Origin of the sequence: Clavibacter quasicaliforniensis, assembly GCF_051201715.1 — a bacterium.
In the GTDB taxonomy this organism is placed as follows: domain Bacteria; phylum Actinomycetota; class Actinomycetes; order Actinomycetales; family Microbacteriaceae; genus Clavibacter; species Clavibacter seminis.
In genome coordinates this window covers 97,985-121,135 of sequence record NZ_CP139624.1, presented here as the reverse complement: position 1 = coordinate 121,135, position 23,151 = coordinate 97,985, and the positions used below count along the sequence as shown (strand labels likewise).

The 23,151-nt window shown below is 74.2% G+C and carries 25 protein-coding genes; 13 read left to right on the top strand and 12 right to left on the bottom strand.

What is annotated here, in order from left to right; all coding sequences use genetic code 11:
* The first annotated feature begins 166 nt into the window (after nucleotides 1-166).
* Both NL142_RS00595 and NL142_RS00590 read left to right on the top strand, forming a co-directional pair.
* Nucleotides 167-343, top strand: a complete 177-nt coding sequence (locus NL142_RS00595) for a hypothetical protein (RefSeq protein ID WP_435080531.1) — start codon at nucleotides 167-169, stop codon at nucleotides 341-343.
* A 94-nt stretch (nucleotides 344-437) separates the two neighbouring features.
* Nucleotides 438-1,778 (top strand): glycosyltransferase, encoded by a 1,341-nt coding sequence (locus NL142_RS00590; RefSeq protein ID WP_435080530.1) that lies wholly within the window; start codon nucleotides 438-440, stop codon nucleotides 1,776-1,778.
* A 53-nt stretch (nucleotides 1,779-1,831) separates the two neighbouring features.
* Here NL142_RS00590 and NL142_RS00585 read toward each other — a convergent pair whose 3' ends face one another.
* Nucleotides 1,832-2,161, bottom strand: a complete 330-nt coding sequence (locus tag NL142_RS00585; RefSeq protein ID WP_435080529.1) for a hypothetical protein — start codon at nucleotides 2,159-2,161, stop codon at nucleotides 1,832-1,834.
* 81 nt (nucleotides 2,162-2,242) lie between these two features.
* Nucleotides 2,243-3,622, bottom strand: coding sequence for an NAD-dependent succinate-semialdehyde dehydrogenase (locus NL142_RS00580; RefSeq protein ID WP_435080528.1), 1,380 nt, complete (start codon nucleotides 3,620-3,622; stop codon nucleotides 2,243-2,245).
* 113 nt (nucleotides 3,623-3,735) lie between these two features.
* On the opposite strand from NL142_RS00580, the gene NL142_RS00575 reads away from it, so the two are divergent.
* From NL142_RS00575 to NL142_RS00565, 3 genes are all read left to right on the top strand, one after another.
* Entirely contained in the window at nucleotides 3,736-3,927 is a 192-nt protein-coding gene (locus NL142_RS00575) for an antitoxin VbhA family protein (RefSeq protein WP_435080527.1), read from the top strand.
* 10 nt (nucleotides 3,928-3,937) lie between these two features.
* Nucleotides 3,938-4,102, top strand: a complete 165-nt coding sequence (locus NL142_RS00570; RefSeq protein ID WP_435080526.1) for a hypothetical protein — start codon at nucleotides 3,938-3,940, stop codon at nucleotides 4,100-4,102.
* A gap of 122 nt (nucleotides 4,103-4,224) precedes the next feature.
* Nucleotides 4,225-5,097 carry a helix-turn-helix transcriptional regulator gene (locus tag NL142_RS00565; RefSeq protein ID WP_194683834.1) on the top strand — a complete coding sequence of 291 codons (873 nt, stop codon included), beginning with the start codon at nucleotides 4,225-4,227 and terminating at the stop codon, nucleotides 5,095-5,097.
* Between the two features lie 33 nt (nucleotides 5,098-5,130).
* On the opposite strand, the gene NL142_RS00560 is transcribed toward NL142_RS00565, so the two are convergent.
* Complete coding sequence (locus tag NL142_RS00560) at nucleotides 5,131-5,631, bottom strand: hypothetical protein (protein WP_043582879.1); 501 nt, start codon at nucleotides 5,629-5,631, stop codon at nucleotides 5,131-5,133.
* 179 nt (nucleotides 5,632-5,810) lie between these two features.
* On the bottom strand, nucleotides 5,811-7,343 hold the full coding sequence (locus tag NL142_RS00555; protein ID WP_435080525.1) for a SulP family inorganic anion transporter: 1,533 nt from the start codon (nucleotides 7,341-7,343) through the stop codon (nucleotides 5,811-5,813).
* A gap of 497 nt (nucleotides 7,344-7,840) precedes the next feature.
* On the opposite strand from NL142_RS00555, the gene NL142_RS00550 reads away from it, so the two are divergent.
* On the top strand, nucleotides 7,841-9,535 hold the full coding sequence (locus NL142_RS00550; protein WP_011931392.1) for a ribonuclease J: 1,695 nt from the start codon (nucleotides 7,841-7,843) through the stop codon (nucleotides 9,533-9,535).
* 71 nt (nucleotides 9,536-9,606) lie between these two features.
* Nucleotides 9,607-10,122: a GNAT family N-acetyltransferase gene (locus tag NL142_RS00545; RefSeq protein WP_435080524.1), complete on the top strand. Its 516-nt coding sequence runs from the start codon at nucleotides 9,607-9,609 to the stop codon at nucleotides 10,120-10,122.
* Between the two features lie 14 nt (nucleotides 10,123-10,136).
* Here NL142_RS00545 and NL142_RS00540 read toward each other — a convergent pair whose 3' ends face one another.
* Nucleotides 10,137-10,367, bottom strand: a complete 231-nt coding sequence (locus NL142_RS00540) for a hypothetical protein (protein ID WP_435080523.1) — start codon at nucleotides 10,365-10,367, stop codon at nucleotides 10,137-10,139.
* A 164-nt stretch (nucleotides 10,368-10,531) separates the two neighbouring features.
* Here NL142_RS00540 and NL142_RS00535 point away from each other — a divergent pair, with 164 nt between their 5' ends.
* The 3 genes from NL142_RS00535 to NL142_RS00525 are packed head-to-tail and all read left to right on the top strand — an operon-like array spanning nucleotide 10,532 to nucleotide 12,989.
* Nucleotides 10,532-11,212: a response regulator transcription factor gene (locus tag NL142_RS00535; protein WP_435080522.1), complete on the top strand. Its 681-nt coding sequence runs from the start codon at nucleotides 10,532-10,534 to the stop codon at nucleotides 11,210-11,212.
* Nucleotides 11,209-12,366 (top strand): sensor histidine kinase, encoded by a 1,158-nt coding sequence (locus NL142_RS00530; protein ID WP_435080521.1) that lies wholly within the window; start codon nucleotides 11,209-11,211, stop codon nucleotides 12,364-12,366. Before NL142_RS00535 ends, NL142_RS00530 begins: the two co-directional genes overlap by 4 nt.
* A complete protein-coding gene (locus tag NL142_RS00525; RefSeq protein WP_435080520.1) occupies nucleotides 12,363-12,989 on the top strand; it encodes a DedA family protein in 627 nt (208 codons plus the stop codon). Before NL142_RS00530 ends, NL142_RS00525 begins: the two co-directional genes overlap by 4 nt.
* Here the strand turns inward: NL142_RS00525 and NL142_RS00520 are convergent.
* Nucleotides 12,946-13,749: a COG4705 family protein gene (locus NL142_RS00520; RefSeq protein ID WP_435080519.1), complete on the bottom strand. Its 804-nt coding sequence runs from the start codon at nucleotides 13,747-13,749 to the stop codon at nucleotides 12,946-12,948. The genes NL142_RS00525 and NL142_RS00520 overlap by 44 nt on opposite strands.
* Before the next feature lie 245 nt (nucleotides 13,750-13,994).
* On the opposite strand from NL142_RS00520, the gene NL142_RS00515 reads away from it, so the two are divergent.
* From NL142_RS00515 to NL142_RS00505, 3 genes are read left to right on the top strand one after another with little or no spacing between them, the layout of a single operon-like run.
* Nucleotides 13,995-15,416, top strand: a complete 1,422-nt coding sequence (locus tag NL142_RS00515) for a ferredoxin reductase family protein (RefSeq protein ID WP_435080518.1) — start codon at nucleotides 13,995-13,997, stop codon at nucleotides 15,414-15,416.
* Nucleotides 15,413-15,931, top strand: coding sequence for an FMN-binding protein (locus tag NL142_RS00510; protein WP_435080517.1), 519 nt, complete (start codon nucleotides 15,413-15,415; stop codon nucleotides 15,929-15,931). Before NL142_RS00515 ends, NL142_RS00510 begins: the two co-directional genes overlap by 4 nt.
* Nucleotides 15,928-16,677, top strand: coding sequence for an FAD:protein FMN transferase (locus NL142_RS00505; protein WP_435080516.1), 750 nt, complete (start codon nucleotides 15,928-15,930; stop codon nucleotides 16,675-16,677). The genes NL142_RS00510 and NL142_RS00505 overlap by 4 nt, the downstream gene beginning before the upstream one ends.
* A 13-nt stretch (nucleotides 16,678-16,690) precedes the next feature.
* Here NL142_RS00505 and NL142_RS00500 read toward each other — a convergent pair whose 3' ends face one another.
* From NL142_RS00500 to NL142_RS00475, 6 genes are all read right to left on the bottom strand, one after another.
* Entirely contained in the window at nucleotides 16,691-17,095 is a 405-nt protein-coding gene (locus NL142_RS00500) for a tautomerase family protein (protein WP_435080515.1), read from the bottom strand.
* A gap of 34 nt (nucleotides 17,096-17,129) precedes the next feature.
* Nucleotides 17,130-17,861 carry a VIT1/CCC1 transporter family protein gene (locus tag NL142_RS00495; RefSeq protein ID WP_435080514.1) on the bottom strand — a complete coding sequence of 244 codons (732 nt, stop codon included), beginning with the start codon at nucleotides 17,859-17,861 and terminating at the stop codon, nucleotides 17,130-17,132.
* Nucleotides 17,858-18,412: a DUF2231 domain-containing protein gene (locus tag NL142_RS00490; protein WP_435080513.1), complete on the bottom strand. Its 555-nt coding sequence runs from the start codon at nucleotides 18,410-18,412 to the stop codon at nucleotides 17,858-17,860. Before NL142_RS00490 ends, NL142_RS00495 begins: the two co-directional genes overlap by 4 nt.
* A 199-nt stretch (nucleotides 18,413-18,611) precedes the next feature.
* A complete protein-coding gene (locus NL142_RS00485; RefSeq protein ID WP_435080512.1) occupies nucleotides 18,612-19,274 on the bottom strand; it encodes a response regulator transcription factor in 663 nt (220 codons plus the stop codon).
* A 26-nt stretch (nucleotides 19,275-19,300) separates the two neighbouring features.
* On the bottom strand, nucleotides 19,301-20,890 hold the full coding sequence (locus NL142_RS00480) for a sensor histidine kinase (protein ID WP_435080511.1): 1,590 nt from the start codon (nucleotides 20,888-20,890) through the stop codon (nucleotides 19,301-19,303).
* A 90-nt stretch (nucleotides 20,891-20,980) separates the two neighbouring features.
* A complete protein-coding gene (locus NL142_RS00475; RefSeq protein WP_435080510.1) occupies nucleotides 20,981-23,137 on the bottom strand; it encodes an iron ABC transporter permease in 2,157 nt (718 codons plus the stop codon).
* Between the last annotated feature and the right edge of the window lie 14 nt (nucleotides 23,138-23,151).

Genomic DNA, 23,151 nt, shown 5'->3' with positions numbered 1-23,151 from the left:
CCGCGAGCGGGCGCGTCACACGGCGACACGCGCAGCCGCCGGCGCCGCCTCCCGGTCACGCCGCGGTGCCCTTCGTGTGGACAGATCCGCTGACCTCCAGGGACCGCTCGCTACGGTGCACCACCTGGCCGCGGTCTCCCCGCGCACCCGATCGAGGAGTCCGAGCATGCGTCATCCCCTGCACCGCGGGCTGCCCCTCGTCTGCGCAGCTGCTGCCCTCGGTGCCGGGTGCGTGGCCGCCCTCGTCGTCAGCACGTCCCTCGTGTCGGGCACGGTCGGGCTGCATCGGCTCCTCCTCGCGGATCCGGTCGAGCCCGAGCCCGTCCTCGCCGCCTGCACCTGAGCCGCGGTCCCGCCCACCTCCACCTCCCCCTCCCCCGCCACGCCTCGGCGACGTGTCCGACCGGCGCGCGCCGCCTTCGAACGGAAGCCCCGACATGCCCTCCTACCTGCTCTGCGCCCCGCCCATCTACGGCCATCTGGCGCCGCTCGTCGCCGTCGGCCGGGGCCTCGTCGCCCGCGGGGCCGAGGTCACCCTGCTGACGGGCGCGAAGTACCGCGAGCTGGTCACCGACGCCGGGCTGACCTTCGCCCCGCTGCCGGCCGACGTCGACTTCGACGACGCGCAGCTCGAGGGCCGGCTCGCGGAGGCCTCGGCCGCGCGGGGCGTCGCGGCGATCCGGGAGGGCATGCTGGCGATGTTCGTCCGGGTCATCCCCGGGCAGCACCGCGCGCTCCGCGCCCTCCTTGATGGGGGCCGCTTCGACGCGGTGCTCAGCGAGTCGGCCTTCACCGGGCTCTCTCCCTACCTGGCCCTGCCGCGGGCCGAGCGCCTCCCCGTCCTGGGGCTGGCGACCACCCCCGTGACGCTCACGAGCGTCGACGCGGCGCCGTTCGGCGCGGCCCTCCCGCCTGGCCGCGGCCCGCTCGGTCACCTGCGCGATCGGGCGCTCAACGCCGCGGTCCGCCCGGGCCTCACGCGCCCGCTCCGGCGCGCGGTGGACGCCGTGCTGGCGGAGCTCGGCGCCCCGCCGTCGCGGGCAGACACCTTCGACTACGCCTACCTCTGCTTCGACGAGCTCTTCCAGCTGAGCGTCGCCGACCTCGAGTACCCGCGCCGCGAGCTGCCCGACACGGTGCGCTTCGTCGGGCCGCTGCGGGATGCGACGGGCAGCGCGCCCGACACCGCACTGCCGGACTGGTGGTCCGACCTCGTCGACGATCGCCCCGTCGTCCACGTCACGCAGGGCACCATCGACAACGTCGACCCCGGCCGCCTCATCGCGCCGACCCTGCGCGCCCTCGCCGACGAGGACGTGCTCGTGGTCGCGGCCACGGGCGGTCGGCCGGTCGAGGAGGTCGAGCGCGCGTTCGGCGGCCCGCTCCCCGCGAACGCGCGCGTGGCGGAGTTCCTCCCCTACGACCTGCTGCTGCCCCTGTGCGACGCGGTCGTGACGAACGGCGGATTCGGCGGCGTGCAGCGGGTGCTCGCGCACGGCCTGCCGCTCGTGGTCGCGGGATCCACGGAGGACAAGCCCGAGGTCGCGGCACGCGTCGCCTGGGCCGGCTGCGGCAGGGACCTGCGCACGGGGAAGCCGCGCCCGAGCGCCATCCGGAGCGCGGTGCGCGACGTCCTGACCACGCCGTCCTATCGCGCGCGCAGCCGCGAGCTCGCCAGCGTGATCTGCGCGCTCCCGGATCCGGTGGACGTCATCGCGGCCGGGCTCGACGCGGCCGTATCGGCGCGGCGGGGCCCGTCGGCGACGCACGACGCCTGAGCGCGCCGGGCACGGCGGCTAGCTAGCTAGTACGGGCGGTACTGCGAGAGCTCTCAGAGGATCCCACTGACAACGAGCATCACGGCACCGGACGCGAGCAGCCCGACGGAGGACACCGCGATGCCGCTCCCGATGAGGCGCGGCCGCTCCGCCGGATGCTGGCGCGCCTCGCCGATCCCCCGCCGGACGCCCACGATCCCGACCACGAACGTGGCGATCGACACGGCGGCGAACAGCACCGCCCCGGTCAGGAGCTGCGCTCGGGGGACCAGGAAGGCGCCCGAGATCGACGCGGCGACCCCCGCCGGCCCGATGAGGCTGAGCCAGCCGAGCCGCCAGGCGCGGGATCGCGGGCGGCGGGCGGCGTCGTGAGGATCCGGCATGGGTGCAGGGTATTCGCCGGCCGCGCCTCAGCGACGGCTGCGCGCCCCGTCGCGACCCGTGCGCCGACGCCCACCCGCGCCTCACGCGATGCGGATCAGCTTCCGGTTCGCGAACTCGTCGACCGCGTGGCGGCCGAGCTCGCGGCCCGAGCCCGAGCGCTTCACGCCGCCGAAGGGCAGCTCGGCCGCGTCGCCCAGCACGAGGTTGACCCAGACCATGCCCGCGTCGATGCCGTCGGCGACCCGCAGGGCCTGCTCCGGATCCGTCGTGTAGACGTACGAACCGAGGCCGAAGGGGGTGTCGTTGGCGAGCGCGACCGCCTCCTCCTCGGAGCGCACGCGGTAGAGCGCGGCGACCGGGCCGAAGAACTCCTCGCGGTAGGCGTCCATCTCAGGGGTCACGTCGGCGAGCACGGCAGGCGGGAAGAGGTTGCCGACGGGCTCGCCGCTCGCGAGGACGGTCGCGCCCTGGTCCACCGCGCGGGACAGCTGCTCCGTGAGGCGCTCGGTCGCGGCGCGCGAGGAGAGCGGGCCGAGCAGGGTGCCGTCGGCCATCGGATCCGCGGGCTGGGCCGCCGTGAGCTCGGCCGTGAAGCGGGCGGCGAAGTCGTCGTAGAGGTGGTCGATCACGAGGAAGCGCTTGGCGCCGTTGCAGGACTGGCCGTTGTTGTCGAGGCGGGCGTTGACGGCGTCGGTGACGGCCGCGTCGAGGTCGTCGGTCGACAGCAGGATGAAGGGATCGGATCCGCCGAGCTCCAGCACGACCTTCTTGAGGTGCCGGCCGGCGATCTCCGCGACGGCGGCGCCCGCCCGCTCGGATCCCGTGACGGAGACGCCCTGCACGCGCGGGTCGGCGATGACCCGCTCGATCTGCGCATTCGACGCGAGCACGCTCACGTACACGCCCGCGTCGGCGCCGAGCTCCGCGGCCGCGTCGCGGTACATGCGCTGGATCGCCTCGGCCGACTCCGGGCACTGCGGCGCGTGCTTGAGCAGGATCGCGTTGCCGGTCACGATCGCCGGTCCGACGAACCGGGCCACCTGGTAGTAGGGGAAGTTCCACGGCATGATCCCCAGCAGCACGCCGAGGCCCGAGCGGCGCACGAACGCGGATCCGGTGCCGTCGGCGAGCTCGATGGCCTCGTCGGCGAGGAACTCCTCCGCGTTGCGCGCGTAGTAGCCGAGGATGTCGGCGGCGAAGTCGACCTCGCCGAGCGCCTGGTCGAGCGGCTTGCCCATCTCGCGCACGATGATCCGGGCGAGCTCGTCGCGCCGCTCCACGTGCAGCTCGGCGACGCGCGCGACGAGGGCGGCGCGCTCGGCGATCGAGGTGCGGCGCGACCAGCCGCGGTACGCGCCCTCGGCGGCGGCGATGGCCTCCTGCAGCTCCTGGTCGGTGATCTCGGGATGCTCGGCGACGGTCTCGCCGGTGGTCGGATCGGTGACGGCGTAGCTGCTCATGGGGCTCCTCCTGGGACGCCGCGCGGGTCACGCGGATGGGCCCACGATATCGAGCGGCCCCGGTTCCGCCGGGGTCACGCCGGTACGATCGGACATCGAGGATCGGAGTTCGGATGCCGGAGGATCGGGATGGCGCCGGGCGCGAGGAGCGCCGCCGCCGCGTCGAGGACGCCGCGCACAGCGGCGAGATGGAGGGGCTGCGCCTCACCCCCGCCACGTCGGAGGACGCCGGCGAGTACGTCGCGGGGCGCATCGACGCGGCGGCGCTGCGCGAGCGCGTCCGCGCCCGATACGGCATCGACTGAGCCACGCGCGATGGACGGCTTCGTCGATCCGTACGTGGACCCGGCGACGGGGATCCTCCGCAACCGCGTGGGCGCGCGCACGCGCGCCGAGCTCGACCAGGCGGAGGGCGACCTCTCCTTCGCCGCGATGATCGAGCTGCTGACCCGACCGCGGGCGCTGACCCGAGTGCGTTAACGGGGAACCCCCACCGCCCCGTTCACGTCCGTGCCCTTGAGCCGGGGCCCGGACTGTGGGACGTTCGTGATCGGGGGAGGACGCATCGTCGTCACCTCGCGCGCATTCCTGGGGGGGATCCGATGAGCGACGTCCGGGGTGCCGAGCAGACGAGGGCGATGCGCCCGGGACAGCCGCTGGGGCTCCGGCTCGACGCCCGCGTCGACGAGTTCCACGCGCTGCTGCTGCAGTGCCCGCTCGACGAGGTCCGGCCCGCCGGCCGTGACTGGCTGCGGCTGCGATACGAGGAGATCGTGCCGCTGGTGCTCGGATCCGCGCTCTCGTCCGTCGAGCACGGCCGCCCGCTCCCCGCCTCCTGCCTCGAGGACCTGCGGGGCGTCGCCCGGCGCAGCGCCGCCGAGCCGGACGTGGACCTCTCCGTCGCGCTCCGCGGTGCCCTGCCCGCGCTGCGTGTCTTCGCGCTGGTGATGCAGGCGGCCGTCGCCGAGCGGAACGGGATGCTCATCGTCGCGATGGCACGGGCGTCGCACGTGGCGCACGAGCTCGGCACCTGCTGGGTGGAGGCGTGGGCGCAGCACCGCGCGGAGGACGCCGCCCGGCCCGCGGTGCCGGCCGCCGTGCCCGTCGTCGTGACCGTGCCCGGGTCCGCCGTCGCGGATCCGGCGGCGGAGCCCCAGCAGGAGCCCGAGCTCGACCTCGTGGCCCGCGCCCCCGACCTCGACGACGTGGAGGAGCGGATGCTCGCGCTCACCGCGTACGGCATGTCGAACGACGAGATCGCGCGCGCCACCTCGTACAGCAGGCAGGCCGTCGCCTGGCACCTCGGCCGGCTGATGCGCAGCTGGAACGCGCCGAACCGCACGGCGCTGGTGTCGGTCGCGTTCGTGCGCGGGGTGATCCGGTCGCGGCGCGTGCGGCGACCCCGCGGCGCGGCGGCGCAGCCCCGGGCCATCACGGGCACGACGGACGACCGCCCCGCCATCCCAGGAGGATGACGGGGCGGTCGCGGTGCAGCGCTCTCGAGGGGATCAGCCGCCGTTGATGCTGATGACGTTGTCCGTCTTCACCTGGTTGCCGAGCACGCCCCAGTTCAGGAAGCCGCCGTCGCCGTTGTTGGTGACGCGACCGGGCCCGTCGAACCAGTAGATGACGTAGCTGCCGCCCTTGATGTCGATGGGCTGCGCATCGACGATCGCGCCGGTGACGTCGATCGGCTGGTTCTTGTTGACGACCGCGACCGTGAGGCGGTCGGGGTTGCCCGCGTTGTAGTACCCCACGTCGAGCGCGGCGAGCACGGCGCCGTTGCGGTCGCCCTGGTCGTTCACCGCGGCGCTGACCGCGGCGATGATGGCGACGGGATCGAGGTTGACGCTGCCCGTGATGGGGCTGTTCACCTCGCTCGATGCGGCGGGCGCCGGCTCTGCGGCCTGGGCGGGGGCCGCGGCGAATCCGCTGAGCCCGGCGATCAGGGCGCCGCTCAGGGTGGCCGCGGCGATGGTCTTCGTGGTCTTCGACTTCAGCTTGCTCATGATTTCGTCCTCTTCCATAGGGGTTCGGATTGATCTGTCGTGTTGTCGAAACGGTGTTGCCGACGAGGAAGAGACTGCGGCAGCGGATGCGCGGGCGCACGCGTCCGGGGCGGTCGTTGGTCGGTCGTCCAACGTCCGGCCGGACCGGGCCCGGCCGGGTGTATCGGGGCCAGCCGGGGTCAGTGCCCCGCGCCGAGCTCCCCCGCGAGGCGGCCGTGCATCGCGGCGGATGAGGCGTTCATCCCGCTGATGACGGCTCGCTTGCCATGGCGCTCGTACTTGTACGTGATGGCGTCGAGGGCGGCGACGGTCGAGGCGTCCCAGACGTGGGATCCGGTCATGTCGATGACCACGCGCTCGGGGTCGCCCGCGTAGTCGAACTGGGTGGTCAGGTCGTTGCTGGAGGCGAAGAACAGCTCGCCGATCACGGCGTAGTGCGCGACGGGGGCGCCGTCCTCGTCGGTGCGCTCCGTGCGCTCGACCGTGGCGAAGTGGGCGACGCGGCGGGCGAAGACGATCATCGCGGCGATCACGCCGACGATGACGCCGATCGCGAGGTTGTCGGTGAGGACCACGACGATCACCGTCAGCACCATCACGAGCGTCTCGCCGACGGGCATGCGGCGCAGCGTCGACGGCCGGATGCTGTGCCAGTCGAACGTGCCGACCGAGACCATGATCATCACGGCCACGAGCGCGGCCATCGGGATGATCGCGACGACGTCGCCGAGGCCGACCACGAGGATCAGCAGGAAGACGCCAGCGAGGAACGTGGAGATGCGGGTGCGGGCGCCGGAGGCCTTCACGTTGATCATCGTCTGGCCGATCATCGCGCAGCCGCCCATGCCGCCGAAGAGGCCCGAGAGGATGTTGGCGCCGCCCTGGCCGAGGGTCTCGCGGGTCTTCCGCGACGGGGTGTCGGTGATGTCGTCGACGAGCTTGGCGGTCATCAGCGACTCGAGGATCCCGACGAGGGCCAGGGCGAGCGCGTACGGCGCGATGATGCGCAGCGTGTCGAACGTGAGCGGCACGTCCGGGATGAAGAGGGTCGGCAGGCTGTCGGGCAGCGCGCCCTGGTCGCCGACCGTCGGCACGGCGAGCGCGGTGACGACCACGGCGACGGTGATCACGACGATGGCGACGAGCGGCGCCGGGATGACCTTCGTGATCCGCGGCATCAGCACGATGATCGCGATGCCCCCGGCCACCAGCGGGTAGACGAGCCACGGCACGCCCACGAGGTTCGGGATCTGCGCGGAGAAGATGAGGATCGCGAGCGCGTTGACGAAGCCGACCATCACGCTGCGCGGGATGAAGCGCATGAGCTTCGCGACGCCGAGGAGGCCGAGCACGATCTGCAGGATCCCGCCGAGGATGACGGTGGCGATGAGGTAGTCGAGGCCGTGGTCGCGGACGACCGGCGCGACGACGAGCGCGATGGCGCCCGTGGCCGCGGTGATCATGGCGGGCCGGCCGCCGAGGAACGCGATCGAGACGGCCATCACGAACGACGAGAAGAGGCCCACGCGCGGATCCACGCCCGCGATGATCGAGAACGAGATCGCCTCGGGGATGAGCGCGAGCGCGACGACGAGGCCGGCGAGCACCTCGCGGCTGAGGAGGCGCGGACTCCGCAACGCCTGGAGGACGGTGGGGCTGGGATGCCGCACGGGCGGCGCGGGGACGGTGGGGATGGCTGTTCCTGAGGCCATGGAGGGCTCCGTTCTGTGGCGGGCATCGCGCCCGCTCCGATGAGGTTCGAGGGCGCGTCGTCGCGCGGGTGATGGGCGGCCGGTCGGGCAGCCGGAGGGGGAAGGGGATCGGAGCGAGGCTCCTGCGACCAACCCTAACGTGAAGGGAGGGTTGGCGTCACCTCGGCTCCCGGAGGCGGCCCGGAGCGGGCTCGCGGAGCGCCCCGGCGGACTCCCCGCCCCGGGCATGGGAGACTCGACCCTGACCGCGCATCGCGCGCCGCCGCTCACCACCGCGACACGGACCTCAGCCCACACCGGCTGGTCCCTGATCCGACCGGGCGCGATACGGCACCCGCACGACGCGCATCGCCCCCGTCGCCCGCGACCCGGCGCCGCACCACCCGTCCTCGCGGACGGCCCCAGACATCACCGGAGGCACCGTCTCCACGCACGAACCGCGCGAGCACGACCCGCGCACCTCGGCATCACCCGCACGACCTGACCAGAAAGGCACCATGCCTCCCACCTCCCACGCCCACGCCCTCGACATCGCCAAGCCCGGGCGCCTGCCCCGCGGCGGCCTGCGGGTCACGCCCCTCGGCGGCCTCGGCGACGTCGGCCGCAACATGACGCTGTTCGAGTACGAGGGCGAGCTGCTCATCGTCGACTGCGGCGTGCTCTTCCCCGAGGAGAGCCAGCCCGGCATCAACGTGATCCTCCCCGACTTCAGCACCCTGCGCGGGCGCCTCGACAAGATCACGGGCATCGTCCTCACGCACGGCCACGAGGACCACATCGGCGGCGTCCCCTACCTCCTGCAGGAGCGGCCCGACATCCCCGTCATCGGATCCCGCCTCACGCTCGCGTTCATCAGCGCGAAGCTCGAGGAGCACAAGATCAAGCCCGTCACCCGCCAGGTGAAGGAGGGCGACCGCATCACCGCGGGCAAGTTCGACCTCGAGTTCGTCGCCGTGAACCACTCCATCCCCGACGGCCTCGCCGTCGCGATCCGCACCGGCGCCGGCATGGTCCTGCACACGGGCGACTTCAAGATGGACCAGTTCCCGATGGACCGCCGCCTCACCGACCTCGGCGCGTTCGCGCGCCTCGGCGAGGAGGGCGTGGACCTCTTCCTCACCGACTCGACCAACGCGGAGGTCCCCGGCTTCACGACCGCCGAGAAGGACCTCACGCCCGCCATCGAGAAGGTGTTCCGCACGGCGCCCAAGCGCATCGTCGTGTCCAGCTTCGCGAGCCACGTCCACCGGATCCAGCAGGTGCTCGACTCCGCCGAGCAGTACGGCCGCAAGGTCTCGTTCGTGGGCCGCTCGATGGTGCGGAACATGAAGATCGCCTCCGACCTCGGCTACCTGCGCATCCCCAAGGGCCTCGTGATCGACCTCAAGGCGCTGAACAAGCTGCCGGACGACAAGGTCACGCTCATCTGCACGGGATCGCAGGGCGAGCCGATGGCGGCGCTCAGCCGCATGGCGCGCCGCGAGCACATCATCGAGGTGGGCGAGGGCGACACGATCCTCCTGGCCAGCTCGCTCATCCCCGGCAACGAGAATGCCATCTACGGCGTGATCAACGGCCTGATCCGCTGGGGCGCGGACGTCGTGCACAAGGGCAACGCGAAGGTGCACGTCTCCGGCCACGCCAGCGCCGGCGAGCTCGTGTACTGCTACAACCTCGTGAAGCCCCGCAACGTGCTGCCCGTGCACGGCGAGTGGCGCCACCTCGTCGCCAACGCCGCGCTCGCCGAGAGCACGGGCGTGAAGAACGCGCTCGTCATCGAGGACGGCGTGAGCGTCGACCTCGTCAACGGCCGCGCCACCATCTCTGGCCGGGTTCCCGCGCCCTACGTCTTCGTCGACGGCATGACCATCGGCGTCGCGACCGAGGAGGCCCTCGAGGAGCGCCGCACGCTCGCCGCCGAGGGGCAGATCACCGTGCTCGGCATCTTCGACGAGAAGGAGCAGAAGCTCATCCACCCGGCCGAGCTCATCACGCGCGGCTTCGTCGAGCACGACGGCTGGATCCCCGAGGCCGAGGCCGCCATCAGCACCGCCCTGAAGAACGCGGCCGCCAAGCGCCACCTCGACGGCGTCGCCGCCGAGCGCGCCATGAGCGACGGCCTGCAGCGCTGGCTCCAGCGCCGCCACCGCCGCACGCCGGTGGTCACGGTCATCGTGGTGGACGCCGACTAGCGCCACCAGCGGAGACGCGACGGGGCGCGTGCGGGGGTGAGCCCCGCACGCGCCCCTCGTACGATGCTGCGGTGCCCACCCGGATCCGGCTCGCCGCCGCCCATGACCTCGACGCGCTGCAGCGGATCGAGGACGACGCCGACCGCCTGCTCGTCGACCTGCTGCGACCCGAGGACTGGCCGCCGGCGTCGACCGGGGCGGCGCGCGCCGCGGAGCCCGGGTTCCTGCTGGTCGCGGAGGACGCGGCCGACGGATCCGGGGCCACGCTCGTCGGCTTCGCGCACGTCATGGAGATCGACGGCCTCGCGCACCTCGAGCAGGTCTCGGTGCCTCCCGAGCACGGCCGCCGCGGCCACGGGCGCGCCCTCGTCGAGGCGGCGGCGGAAGAGGCCCGGCGGCGCGGCCACCGGCGCATCACGCTGCGCACCTTCGCGGACGTGCCGTGGAACGCGCCCGCCTACGCCCGTACCGGGTTCGCCGAGGAGCCGCCCGCGACGCCGTTCCACCGGGGCCTCGTGCGGACGGAGGCGCGGCTCGGCCTCGACCGGCTCGGGCGGCGGATCCAGATGGGGCGCGAGCTGGGCTGAGCGGATCAGCGCGGCTACCGCGAGCGCCGCAGGGCGACCGCGAACAGGATCGACATGGTGGCGGACACGGCCGCTCCGACGAGCATCACCATGCCCATCATCCGGATGTCGTCGGAGCCGTCCGTCACGGTGACGGCCAGGACGCCGACCACAGCCTGGCCCACCGCGAGGAGGGCGAAGGCCACGACGAGGACCCGGCGGGTCGTGCGGATGCGGGCGGCGGGGTCACCCGCGGATCGGATCATGCCTCGACCGTACGGGAGCGTTCGGCGTGCACCGCGCGGCATCGCGGTGGCCGGGCGCTGGTCGACGCCTCCGGATCCACCCCACGACGCTGAGATCCCGCACATCGACACCCCCGGATGGCCGCCGCCGCAGGCGCGGGTGCCACCATGGCGGAGGAGGTCGCATGCGCGAGTCGGTGATGGTCGTCGAGGACGACGTCGAGATGGGCGCGCTCCTCGTGCGCGGCCTCACGGGCGACGGCTACGACGTGGACCTCTTCACGAACGGCCTCGACGCGCTGACCGCGTCCCGCGAGCGCGAGCACTCCGCCGCGATCCTCGACGTCATGCTGCCCGGCATGAGCGGCTTCGAGCTCTGCCGGCACCTCCGCGCCGCGGGGCTCGCGCTCCCCGTGATCATGCTCACCGCCCGCGACGCCCTCGAGGACCGCGTCTTCGGCCTCGACGCCGGGGCCGACGACTACCTCGCGAAGCCGTTCCACTTCGAGGAGCTGTCGGCCCGGCTGCGGGCGATGGTGCGCCGCGAGCGCGCCGCCCAGCGTGCGCCGATCCTGGTGGGCGACCTGCGGGTCGACGTCCCGGCGCGCACGGCGACGGTCGGCACGACGGCGCTCGCCCTCAGCCCGAAGGAGTTCGGGGTGCTGCGGGTGCTCGCGACGAGCGCCGGACGGTTCGTGTCGCGGGACGAGATCCTCCGCGAGGTGTGGGGCTCGACGGACTTCGTCGCGCACAACATCGCCGAGCAGTACGTGAGCTACGTGCGCCGCAAGCTTCTCGCCAGCGGGGCGACGGCCGAGATCGTCACGCGACGCGGCGTCGGGTACCGGCTGGGGCCGACTACGTGAGGTGGCGGCGGCTCGGGGTCCGCGTCCGGATCACCCTCGGGAGCCTCGCCATCGCGGTGGCGTTCTTCGGCGTCGTCGCGGTCGTGGTGCGCACGCAGCTCGATCACGTCCTCGACGCTTCCACCCTGGAGCTCGTCCGCCGCGGGGCGTCGACGACGGCGATCGAGGAGAGCCGGGCCACGGAGGAGCAGGTCGTCCACGGCATCAGCGCGACGCTCCTGGTCGCGATGGTCGTGCTCGTGGTCGGCTTCGCCGCGACGTCCTGGGTGCTCGTGGGCCTGGCGCTGCGACCGGTGGGGCGGATGCGCGCCACGGCCGACCGGCTGCGGCGCGGGCGATCGTCGGAGCTGCTGCCCGTGAGCCCCGCGGACGACGAGCTGTCCGGCCTCGCCTCCACCCTCAACGCGCTCATCGCCGACCTGCGCGAGTCCGCCGAGCGCGAGCGTCAGCTTGTAGCGGACGCCAGCCACGAGCTCCGCACCCCGCTGGCGGCGCTCCGCACGCGGCTCGAGCTGAGCGACCGGGTGCGCGGCGACCCGGATGCGCTGCACGCCGACATCGTGGACGCCCGCCGCTCCGTCGACCGGCTCCAGGAGCTCACCGACGGCCTGCTGCTCCTCTCGCGGATCGACGCGGGGGCGTCGGTGGGCAGCGCCGACGCCGACGCCCTGCGGGAGGAGCTCGCCGACGCCGTCGACCGGGCGCGCATGGTCGCCCGGTCGCGCGACCTCGCCATCGAGTTCCAGGTCCCGCCGACCGCCGACCGGGTCTCCGGCGCGACCCCGGCGCGCTACGGGATCGCCTCGGCCGACCTCGGCAGGATCCTCGACAACCTCCTCGGCAACGCCGTGCGGGCCACCCCGGACGGCGGCGCGATCGTCGCGACGCTCGCCGAGGACGCCGACGGCCTGCACGTCTCGGTCGTCGACGACGGCCCGGGCATGCCGGAGGGGTTCCACCAGGTGGCCACCCAGCGGTTCACCCGCCCGGACGCCGCGCGCAGCGGCTCGGGCGGCGCCGGGCTCGGCCTCGCCATCGTCGACGGCCTCACCCGCGCCGCCGGCGGCACCCTGCGCCTCCGCGACCTGTCCCCGCACGGCCTCGCCGCGGAGATCCACCTGCCCCCGACCCGACCCCGTGAGGACCGCCCATGATCGACCCCCAGGCTCTGCTCGACGGTGCCGGCCCCTGGGCCGTCGCGCTCGTCTGCCTCATCGCGTTCGTGGAGACGGGCCTGCTCATCGGGTTCTTCCTGCCCGGCGACACGCTCCTGTTCTTCGTGGGCGTGTTCGTCGCGACCGGCGTCATCGCGCTGCCCGTGCCGGTGGTGATCCTCCTCGTGGCCGCCGCGGCGTTCCTCGGCGACCAGCTGGGCTTCGTCATCGGTCGCAGCACCGGGCCGCGGATCTTCGAGCGGAAGGACAGTGGCCTCTTCAGCCGCGCCAGCGTGGCCCGCACGCAGGGGTTCTTCGACCGGTTCGGCGGGTGGGCCGTCACCATCGCCCGGTTCGTGCCGGTGGTCCGCACGTTCGCGCCCGTCGCCGCGGGCGTCGGGAAGATGCGCTACGCGCACTTCGTCGGGTTCAACGCGCTCGGTGCGGCCGTCTGGTCGACGGCGATCATCCTGCTCGGATTATTTCTCGGCCGGATCCCGGGCGTCGCCGATTTCGTGGGGAAGTACATCGACATCGTGCTCATCGGGATCGTGGTGATCAGCGTGGGCGGCATCGCCCTCACGTACTGGCGACAGCGGCGGCGCGCGGCACGCGACGCCTGACCGCGGCGACCGACACCAGGACGAGGAACGGCGCCAGCGCGACCAGCGTCACGGGCCCCGTGCCGAGCCCGAGGCCGCGGGCGGCGACGGGATCGGCGAGCCAGTCGCAGATCGAGGCGCCGAGCGGGCGCGTGATCACGTAGGCCGCCCAGAACGCCGCGACCGCGCCCATCCGCCCGCGTCGGAATGCCACTGCGGGGACGGCGATGAGGACGGCGGGCGGCAGGTAGCCGAGCCCGAGGGTGGAGGCGGTGAGATCGCCCGCCGCCGTGCCGAGCGCGAAGGTGCCCGAGACGGCCAGCCAGTAGAAGAGGGCGCGCCGGGGCGTCGTGATCGCGTGGATCGACAGGGTGCCCTCCACCCGCCACCAGACGACGAAGACCGCGGACAGGGCGAGCGCGAACGCCGCCGTCGAAAGGGCGTACGGCACCCCGACGACGACGTGCAGCACGTCGGCCACCATCGTCCCGAAGACGCTCACCATCAGCACGGCGAGCCAGTACACGGCCGGGATGAAGCGGCGCACGCGGAACTGCAGCGCGAGGGCGGCGAGGAACGCGAGCCCCGCGAGGCCGACCACGAGCACGGGGTCGAACGACGTCGCGAGGAAGTCCGACGCGGTCTCGCCCATCCCGGTCGTGAGCACCTTGAGGATCCAGAACAGGCCGGTGGCCGCGGGAACGGTCGAGGCGGCGTAGCGGCGGGGCGACCGGTGCGCGGGGGTCGAGCGCGGGGTGCGGGCGAGGTCGGGGGTCGTCATCCTCCGATGGTCCGGCAGCGCGACGCGTCGGCGGCTGGGTCTGCCGTGCGGGTGGTTGAGGGTCCACACATCCTCCGCGGCGGAGACGGCCGCACCCGGACCTGTGGATCCTCGAAGGCGGGACGCAGCGGATCACGGCCGGAGGGGCGTCCATCCATAGGCGGCTCCAAGACGCAGCCGCGACCGTGATTCCACGCCGATGAAATGTCTGCGGCGCACCGGACCACCCGACGAGAGACACGACCGTGACCGCCACCCACCGGATCCCCGCACCGCCCGCGGCGGCCGCGCCCGCTCCGCCGCCCGTCGACCGCGGCCGCGTGCGTCGACGGCGCCTCCGTGCCGCCGACCTGCTCGTCACCGCCTGCTGGGCGTCGGTCGCGGCGGCCGTCGCGCTGTACCTCTCCGCGGGCGGTCCGGCGCAGGTCACCGACGTCGCCTCCGCCGTCACCGCGGCCGGCATCGTCGCGGGCCTCGTCGGCACCGACCTGATCCTGCTGATGATCGTGCTCGCCGCGCGGATCCCGTGGATCGACCGCACCTTCGGCCTCGACACCGCGATGGCCCTGCACCGGCGCCTCGGCAAGCCGGCGCTGTACCTGATCCTCGCCCACGGCGCCCTGCTAACCGTCGGCTACGCCCTCGCCGACGGCGTCACCCTCTGGCAGGAGTCGCTCTCGGTGTACTCCGGCGGCGACATGCTGCTCGCGCTCCTCGGCAGCGCGCTGCTCGTGCTCGTCGTGATGACCTCGCTGGTCGCCGTGCGGCGCCGCTTCCCCTACGAGGCGTGGCACCTGATCCACCTGCTGAGCTACGCGGCCGTGCTCGTCGCCGTGCCGCACCAGCTCTCCGCCGGGCAGGTGCTCGCCGAGAGCACCCCGCAGCGCGCCTACTGGATCGCCCTCTACGCGCTGGCCTTCGGCGCCGTCGCATGGTTCCGGATCCTCGTCCCCGTCGTCGCGACGCTGCGCCACCGCCTCCGGGTCGACGCCGTCGAGGTCATCGCCCCCGGGGTCTTCTCCCTCCACCTCCGCGGCCGCGACCTCGCGCGCCTCGGCGTCGTCGGCGGGCAGTACGCGATCTGGCGGTTCTGGAGCCGCGGCACCTGGTGGCACGCGCACCCGATCTCCTTCTCGGCCGTGCCCACCGACACGACGGCGCGCATCACCGTCCGCGCGCTGGGATCCGGGACCGCGGGGCTCGCGCGCCTCCGGCCCGGGACGGCGGTGTCGCTCGAGGGCCCGTACGGGATCTTCACGGACGTCGTCCGCACCGCTCCCCGTCTCGCGATCGTCGCGGCCGGCATCGGCGTGACCCCTGCGCGGGCGCTGCTGGAGCACGGCGGGCTGCGACCCGGCGAGGCGACCGTGCTCCTGCGCGCGACGGATGCGTCGCAGACGTACCTCTGGGAGGAGACCGACGCGCTCGTGCGGCGCGGCGGCGGCCTGCTGCTCGGCATGGTCGGCCCGCGCCCGCCGGGCGCCGCCACGTGGATATCGGCGGAGTCCGCCGCCCGCGGGGTCACCATCTCCACGGCGCTGCCGCACCTGCTCGAGTCTGACCTGTACGTCTGCGGGCCGACCGCGTGGGCCGACCTCGTCGCCCGCGACGCCCGGGCCGCGGGCCTGCCCGAGCACCGGATCCACGTGGAGAGGTTCGACTGGTGAGGGCACGAGCAGCGGCCGCGAGCGTCCTCGCCTCCACCGCCGTGCTGGTCGCCGGCTGGCAGATCGGGACGGCCGGCGTCACCACGACGCCGACCGCATCCGACGCCGCCGGCGGCACGTCCGCCGGGACCTCCGCCGCGGGCACCGCGACGGGCGACACGACGGGATCCGCGGGCGCCGCCGCGTCGGCGACCCCGTCGACCGGCGCGACCCCGTCCGCCTCCGCGACGGCCACGGCCGGCGGCATCTTCACCGGCGCCGCCGCGACGACCCGGTACGGCCAGGTCCAGGTGCGGATCACCGTCGCCGACGGGCACATCACCGAGGTGGAGGCCCTGCACCTCACCGACCACGACGGACGCTCGGTCGCGATCTCGAACCGGGCCGCGCCGATCCTCCGGCAGGAGGTGCTGGCCGCGCAGTCCGCCGACGTCCAGTCCGTCAGCGGAGCGACCTACACGAGCGAGGGGTACCTGACCTCCCTGCAGTCCGCGGTCGACCAGGCCGGGCTGTGAGCGGCCGGGCCGGGCGAACCGTCGTCCGCGCCTTCGACGTGATGGGCACCACCGTCAGCGTCCGCGCGGCGCCCGACGCGCCGATCGCCGCCGTGCAGGCGGTGTTCGCCGACGCGGACGCCCTGTTCAGCCTCTACCGCTCCGACTCGGAGGCCTCTCGCATCGCCCGCGGCGAGCTTGCCCTCACCGCGTCCAGCCCGCGGATGCGCGACGCGTACGCCGACGCGCTGGGCTGGCGCGCGGCCACCGACGGCGCCTTCACGCCTCACCGCCCCGACGGCGTCGTCGACCTGTCCGGCACGGTCAAGGCGCACGCAATGGCCGAGGCGGCGGATCTGCTCGGCGACGGCGACTGGCTGCTCGCGGTCGGCGGCGACGTCCTCGGATCCGGGACGGACGACGCCGGCGGCGCCTGGCGGATCGGCGTCGTCGACCCGGCGGACCGCCGCGCGCTGCTCTGCGCGCTGCCCCTCGCGGGAGGGCGCCACGCCGTCGCCACGTCGGGCACGGCGGAGCGCGGCGAGCACGTCTGGCGCCGGCCGCCGATGCCGGGCGAGGCGGCCTTCGCGCAGGTGACCGTCGTGGCCGACGACATAGTCACGGCGGACGTACTCGCAACGGCGATCCTCGCAGGCGGCCGTGCCGGCCTCGACGCGGCCGTCGCGCGCTTCGACATGGACGCCATCACGGTGGACGTCGACGGCGCGCTCCTTGTGACCGACCGAATCCGACCGCTGATCAGCTGACAGCCAGGCGGGATCAGCTGCCGGGCTTCTGCAGCTCCCCGGTGACGTACTGGGCGCGGCCGAAGCCGAAGGACCAGTCGGCCGCGGTGTTCTCCACAACGCCGACGACGAGGTCCGCGCCGGCGACGCCGACCTCGGCGAGGGAGGCGGCGAGGACGCGGAAGAACTCCTGCTTCTCCTCGGTGCTGCGGCCGGCCTGCGTGAAGATCTGGATGATCACGACCTGCTCCGAGCGGTCGATGCCGAGCCCGACGTCGAGGGCGGTGAGCCGACCCGGCGCGTGCTCGGTGACGATCTGGAAGCGGTCGCGCTCCGGCAGGCCGTAGACGTCCACGAGGGTGCGCATGAGGACGTCGCCGATCGCGGTGATCTGCGCGTCGGGTCGGCCCTCGACGAGGTCGATGCGGATGAGGGGCATGAGAGTCCGTCCGTTCTGCGATGCGGGGAAGAGGTTAGGCGATGCCACCGGTGCCGAGCAGGCTCCCGATGGCGAAGGTGGCGGCGAGGGCGACGGCGCCGCCGACGACCACACGGACGGTGGCGCGGCCGACCGGTCCACCACCGAGCCGGGCGCCGAGCGCGCCCGTGAGGGCCAGCGCGATCAGCACGACCGCGAAGGTGACGGGCACGCGGATCCCGGCGGGCGGCAGGAGGATCGCGAGCAACGGGAGAATCGCGCCGGCGAGGAACGCGAGCGCGGAGGACAGGGCGGCCTGCCAGGGACTCGCGACCTCATCTTCGTCGATGTGCAGCTCGGCGGAGAGGTGGGCGGCGAGGGGATCGCGGGCAGTGAGCTCCTCCGCCACGCGCGCCGCGGTCTCGTCGGAGAGGCCCTGCGCGCGCCACAGCGCCGTGAGCTCTGCGAGCTCGGCCTCGGGATCCGCAGCCAGCTCGGCGCGCTCCTTCGCGATGAGCGCGCGCTGGCTGTCGCTCTGGCTGCTGACGGAGACGTACTCGCCGAGCGCCATGGAGATCGCGCCGCCAACGAGGCCCGCGATGCCCGCGGTGGCGATCGCGCCGGTCGATGACGTCGCGCCGGCCACGCCGACGACGATCGCCGCGACGGAGACGATGCCGTCGTTCGCGCCGAGCACGCCGGCGCGCAGCCAGTTCAGGCGGCCGGCGATGCCGCCGACGTGGGGCTCGTCGGGGTGGGTGGGGAGCGGGGTCGCGTCGGGGCTCACCCGTCGTCGCCGTCCCCGCCGGTGTCGCCGCTACCGCCGGTGTCGCCGCCGTCGCTGCCGGCGCCGGAGTCCGACCAGACCGCGCGGGCGCCCGACTCGCCGATCCGCACCGTCGTGATGATGGCGCCGACCGAGGACACGGCCACGGCGACGGCCAGCACGGCCGTGATCGCGACGCGGCGGGAGCGGGGGATGTGGCGCCCGGCGCGGCCGGATCCGTGGGCGGCGACGCGGCGGATCCACAGCCACTGCGCCACCGCGACGACGAAGACCGCCACCGCCCAGGGCAGGAGCGTGTCGCCGAGCTCGGTGTGCGCCTCCAGGACGGCGCTCACGCCGACCTTCCCCTCGAGGTCCTCGCCGGACGAGGTCGCGAGCGGCACCGCGATCAGGGAGGCGAGGGCCACGAGCGGGGTGATGATCCCGAGCCGTCGCGCGAAGGCCGGCCAGATCGCCGACACGAGGATGAGGAGGGCCGCCGTGGGGAACGCGACGACCACGAAGTGGACGATGAGGGGGTGGAGCGGCAACCCGTTGATCTGCCATGTCATGCGGTGGTCTCCTTCGCGTGATCCCCGGATCGGGGCGGCGCGCGCGGCGCGGCCCGACGCGCCCGAGCCGGTCGCTGCCCATCGTGGCCCGGGGCCGCGGGCTCGGGTGCTCGCTGAGAGCAATCACAGCGTGCGCCGGCCGTTCCCCAGCGGTCGCCGGGCGAGGTCACGCTCCGCGGCGGCCAGGATCGCCCGGGCGTCACCCCAGGTAGGCGAGCACCGCGAGGACCCGCCGGTGGTCCTCGCCCGTGTCCTCCAGGCCGAGCTTCGAGAAGATGCTCGTCACGTGCTTCTCGATCGCGCCCGTGCCGATGACCAGCGCCCGCGCGATCGCCGCGTTGGTGCGGCCCTCGGCCATGAGACCGAGCACCTCGCGCTCGCGCGGCGTGAGCGCGCTGAGCGGGTCGCGTCGTCGGGCCATGAGCTGCGTCACCACCTCCGGGTCGAGCACGGTGCCGCCGGACGCGATGCGGCGCACGGCGTCGTCGATCTCCTCGAGCCGGGTCACCCGGTCCTTGAGCAGGTAGCCGATCCCGGCCGTCCCGCTCCGGAAGACCTCCTCGGCGTAGGCGGCCTCGACGTACTGGGAGAGCAGCAGCACGCCGATCCCCGGCACGCGCCGCCTCGCCTCGACCGTGGCGCGGATCCCCTCGTCGGAGAACGTCGGCGGCATGCGAACGTCCATCACGACGACGTCGGGGGCGTCGGCGGCGAGCGCCGCGAGGAAGCTGGCGGCGTCCGCGTGCTGGGCGACGACGTCGATGCCGGCCTCGACGAGCACGCGCGCGAGCCCCTCGCGGAGGAGCACGGCGTCGTCGACCACGACGGCCCGGATGCGCGCTGCATCCCGGCCGTCGTCCATGGTCCCGAGCGTAGCGAGCGGGATGCTCACGCGGCGGGGTCGGGCGAGGAGGCGAACGGGCCGCCCGCCTCGGCGCCGGTGCCCGTGCCGGTGCCGGATCCGTCGGTCGGGACGCCGTTGAGCGTGAGCAGGGGCACGCGCGCGGTGATCCGGGTCGGCCCGCCCTGCGGGCTGGAGATGCTCACGTCCCCGTCGAGCGCGCCGATCCGTCCGACGAGCCCCTCGAGGCCGTGGCCCTCCTGCACGGACGCGCCGCCCCGGCCGTCGTCGGTCACGCGGGCGACGAGGATCCGCGCGCCGTCGAAGTCGCGCATCAGCACCAGCGTGACGTCCGCACGGGTCGCCTCGGAGTGCTTCGCGACGTTGGTGAGGAGCTCGCTGACGGTGAAGTAGACGTTGCGCTCGACCTCGGTCGGGAGCACCAGGGTCTCGGGCAGGTGGACGTCGAGCGCGACGGGGACGGTCGCCCGGGACGCGAGGGCCTCCAGCGCGGCGACGAGCCCGCGGTCGAGGAGGATCGGCGGGGCGAATCCGCGGGACAGCGCGCGCAGCTCCTCGAGGGTGTCGTGCGCGTGCTCGGAGGCCTCGGCGATGAGCGTCCTGGCCCGCTCCGGATCCGTGTCCAGCGCGCGCTCGGCGGCTGCGAGGTCCATGCGGAGCCGCACCAGGCGCTGCTGCGGTCCGTCGTGCAGGTCGCGCTCGATCTGGCGGAGCGTCTGGCCCTCGGCCGTCACGGCTCCGGCGCGGGACTGCTCGAGCCCCTGGACGCGGCGCTCGAGGGCGTCGGACTTGAAGCCGCCGAGCAGGGCGTGGTCGACCCAGTAGTGGGCGAGCACGGCGCCGCGCGCCCAGAGCGGGAGCAGCACGACCGACAGGATCATGGCCACCACGCCGATCGCGACCGCGAGGGCCTCGGTGCGCCCCGTGTCGAAGCCGCGCTCCGTGAGGTAGGGGTCGATGCGCCAGTCGAGCGCCATCAGGGCGAAGACGCCCGCGATGGGCCCGAGGAACCCGGCGAGCAGGACGGCGCCCGCGCCGAGCGTGACGAGGGCCACGAGCGGGTAGACGACGACCGCGTGCAGCAGGTGCAGCCAGTAGTGCGGGTTGGCGACCGCGGACAGGAAGCGCATGGCCCGGTTCTGCGTCCACCGCGGCGTCCAGTCGACCGGGCGGATCGGCCGGGGCTCGGCCCACCCGATGCGGATCCGCTCGAGGGCGCCGAGCCCGCGCGCCGCGAACAGCGATCCGAAGAGCACGAGGGAGAGCGCGAGAGCCGCGAACAGGCCGGTCGCCGACCAGAGGAGCTGGCTGATCAGGCCGAAGACGATGTTGGGGAGCGCGAGGTAGACCGTGGCGCAGAGCGCCGCGGTCAGGAGCAGGTATCCGATGTCGCGGGGGAAGCGCCGCCAGGCGGAGGAGTAGAAGGAGCGGCGGCGCTCGCGGGGGGCGGGGGCGTCGTCCGGACCCACGTCCTCGCTCCCGCCCGCGGCATCGGACGGAGGGCCGCCGGCGTCGGACGCGTCGGACGCGTCGGACGCGTCGGCTGCTTCCGGGAAGAGCTCTTCGGGTGGCACGGGCGTCGATTCGGCCTCGGTGGCGGATGGTGTGGTGTTCATGTTCCCAGCCTCGCGAGCGCCGGGCACGTCGCCCATCCTGCTCGCTCCCGGATCGGGGTGGGGTCAGCCCCACCCCCGCGGCACGTGCCCCTACCGCCCGCGCGCCGCCCGCCCGCGCCACAGCAGCCACACGAAGTACGGCGTGCCGACGAGCGCGGTCACGAGGCCGGCGCCGAGCTGGCCCGGGGCGATCACGGTGCGGCCGAGCAGGTCGGCGAGGGTCACGAGGGCGGCGCCCAGCAGGATCGCGACGGGGACGACGCGCGCGTGGCGGGATCCGACGAGCGCGCGGGCCGCGTGCGGCGCGACCAGGCCGACGAAGCCGATCACGCCTACGGCCGCGACCGCCGTCGCCGTGAGCACCACCGCGATCGAGAGGGCCAGCAGTCGCGAGCGTCCGAGCGAGACGCCGAGGAGGCGCGGGGTGTCGTCGTCGAGGGCGACGAGATCCAGCGTCCGGTGCCGCGGCGCCGCGACCGCCACGGCCAGCACGAGGGCGGCGAGCACCGGCAGGGCGTCGTCGAAGCCGCGGCCGTAGGTCGATCCCGACAGCCAGGTGAGCGCCTTCGCGCCGTTGAACGGGTCGGTGAGCACGATGATCATGCTGATGGCCGCCGCCGTGCCGGCCGAGACGCCGACGCCGATGAGCACCAGCCGGTTCTGCGGGAAGCCGCCGCGCGCCGCGAGCCCGAAGACGACGGCCGCCGCGGCGAGCGCGCCCAGCCCGGCCGCGCCCGCGATGCCCCACCCGGAGGCGAGCGGCGCGGTGGTCACGAACAGCACGGCGCCGAGGCCCGCGCCGCCCGAGACGCCGAGGATCGCGGGATCCGCGAGCGGGTTGCGGGTCACGGCCTGCACGAGCACGCCCGCGAGGGCGAGCGCCGCACCCGCGAGCACGGCGGCGAGCACGCGGGGCACGCGGGTGTCGAGCACGTAGCTGACGACGGGGCCGGCGGTGCCGCGGATCCCGTTGACGAGGTCGCCGAGGAGCAGCTTCGCGTCGCCGAGGAGCACGGACGCGAGGAGCAGGCCGACGAGCACCGCGACCAGCGCGCCGACCACGAGCGCGGCGCGACGGCGGGTGATCACGCCGTGGCGCTCGGTGGGCGCGGGCGTCGCGCTGTCGCGGGTGCGCACGGCCAGCACCACGAGCACGATCGCGCCGATGAGGGAGGTGACGAGCCCGGTCGGCACCGCGACCGACGCCTCGGCGCCGACGACCGCGCGCAGCAGCACGTCGGCGAGCAGCACGACCGCCGCGCCCATGAGCCCGGCGACCGGGATGAAGACCCACGAGCGGCGGACGCCCGGCACGAGCCGGCGCAGCGGCCGCACGAACGCGGGCGCGTACAGGCCGACGAATCCGATGGGCCCGGCGACCGTCACGGCAGCCGCCGCGAGCAGGACCGAGGCGAGCACGGCGATCACGCGGGTCGCCCGCACGTGGACGCCGAGGCTGCGGGCGGCGTCGTCGCCGAGTCCGAGCGCGTCGAGCCGGCGGGTGATGAGGAGCAGGATCCCGAGCGCGACGACCACGACGGGCGCCATCTGCGCGACCGCGTCGAAGCCGTTCTGGCCGATGCCGCCCTGGCCCCAGCGGTAGAGGCCGCTGGTCTGCTGCGGGAAGAGGAGGAGGAGCGCGCTGGTGACGGATCCGAGGCCGAGCGCGAGCGCGCTGCCCGCGAGCACGAGGCGCACGGTGCCGGATCCGAGGCCCGAGACCGCGAGCACGATCGCCGCCGCGACGAGACCGCCCACGAAGGCGACGCCCGCGCCCGCGAGCACCGGCAGCGTGAGCCCGGTGACCGCCGCGACCGCGAGCGCCGCGTACGCGCCCGCGTTCACGGCGAGCGTGTCGGGCGAGGCGAGCACGTTGCGGCTCACCGTCTGCAGGGCGGCGCCGGCCGCGCCGAGGGCGAGGCCCACGAGGATCCCCGCGACCATGCGCGGCAGCCGCGACGCGACCACGACGGACGCGTCGCCCGGCGTCGCCCGCCCGGTGAGCGCCTCCCACACCTCGCGCGGGCCGACGGCGGCGGTGCCCTGGGTGACGTCGATCACCGCGAGCACCGCCACCACCAGCGCGAGGAGGGCGACGACCGCGACCGCCCGCACCGGGATCCGGCCGGCCCCGTCGGCGCGGGCGACCGCGGCCAGCGACAGGGCGGGATCCGGGATCGCCGCCGCCGCGGCGGACGCGGGAGGCGCGTCGGCCGACGGGGGCGCGGTGCGGACGGGAGCGGTCATCGGATCAGCGGGAT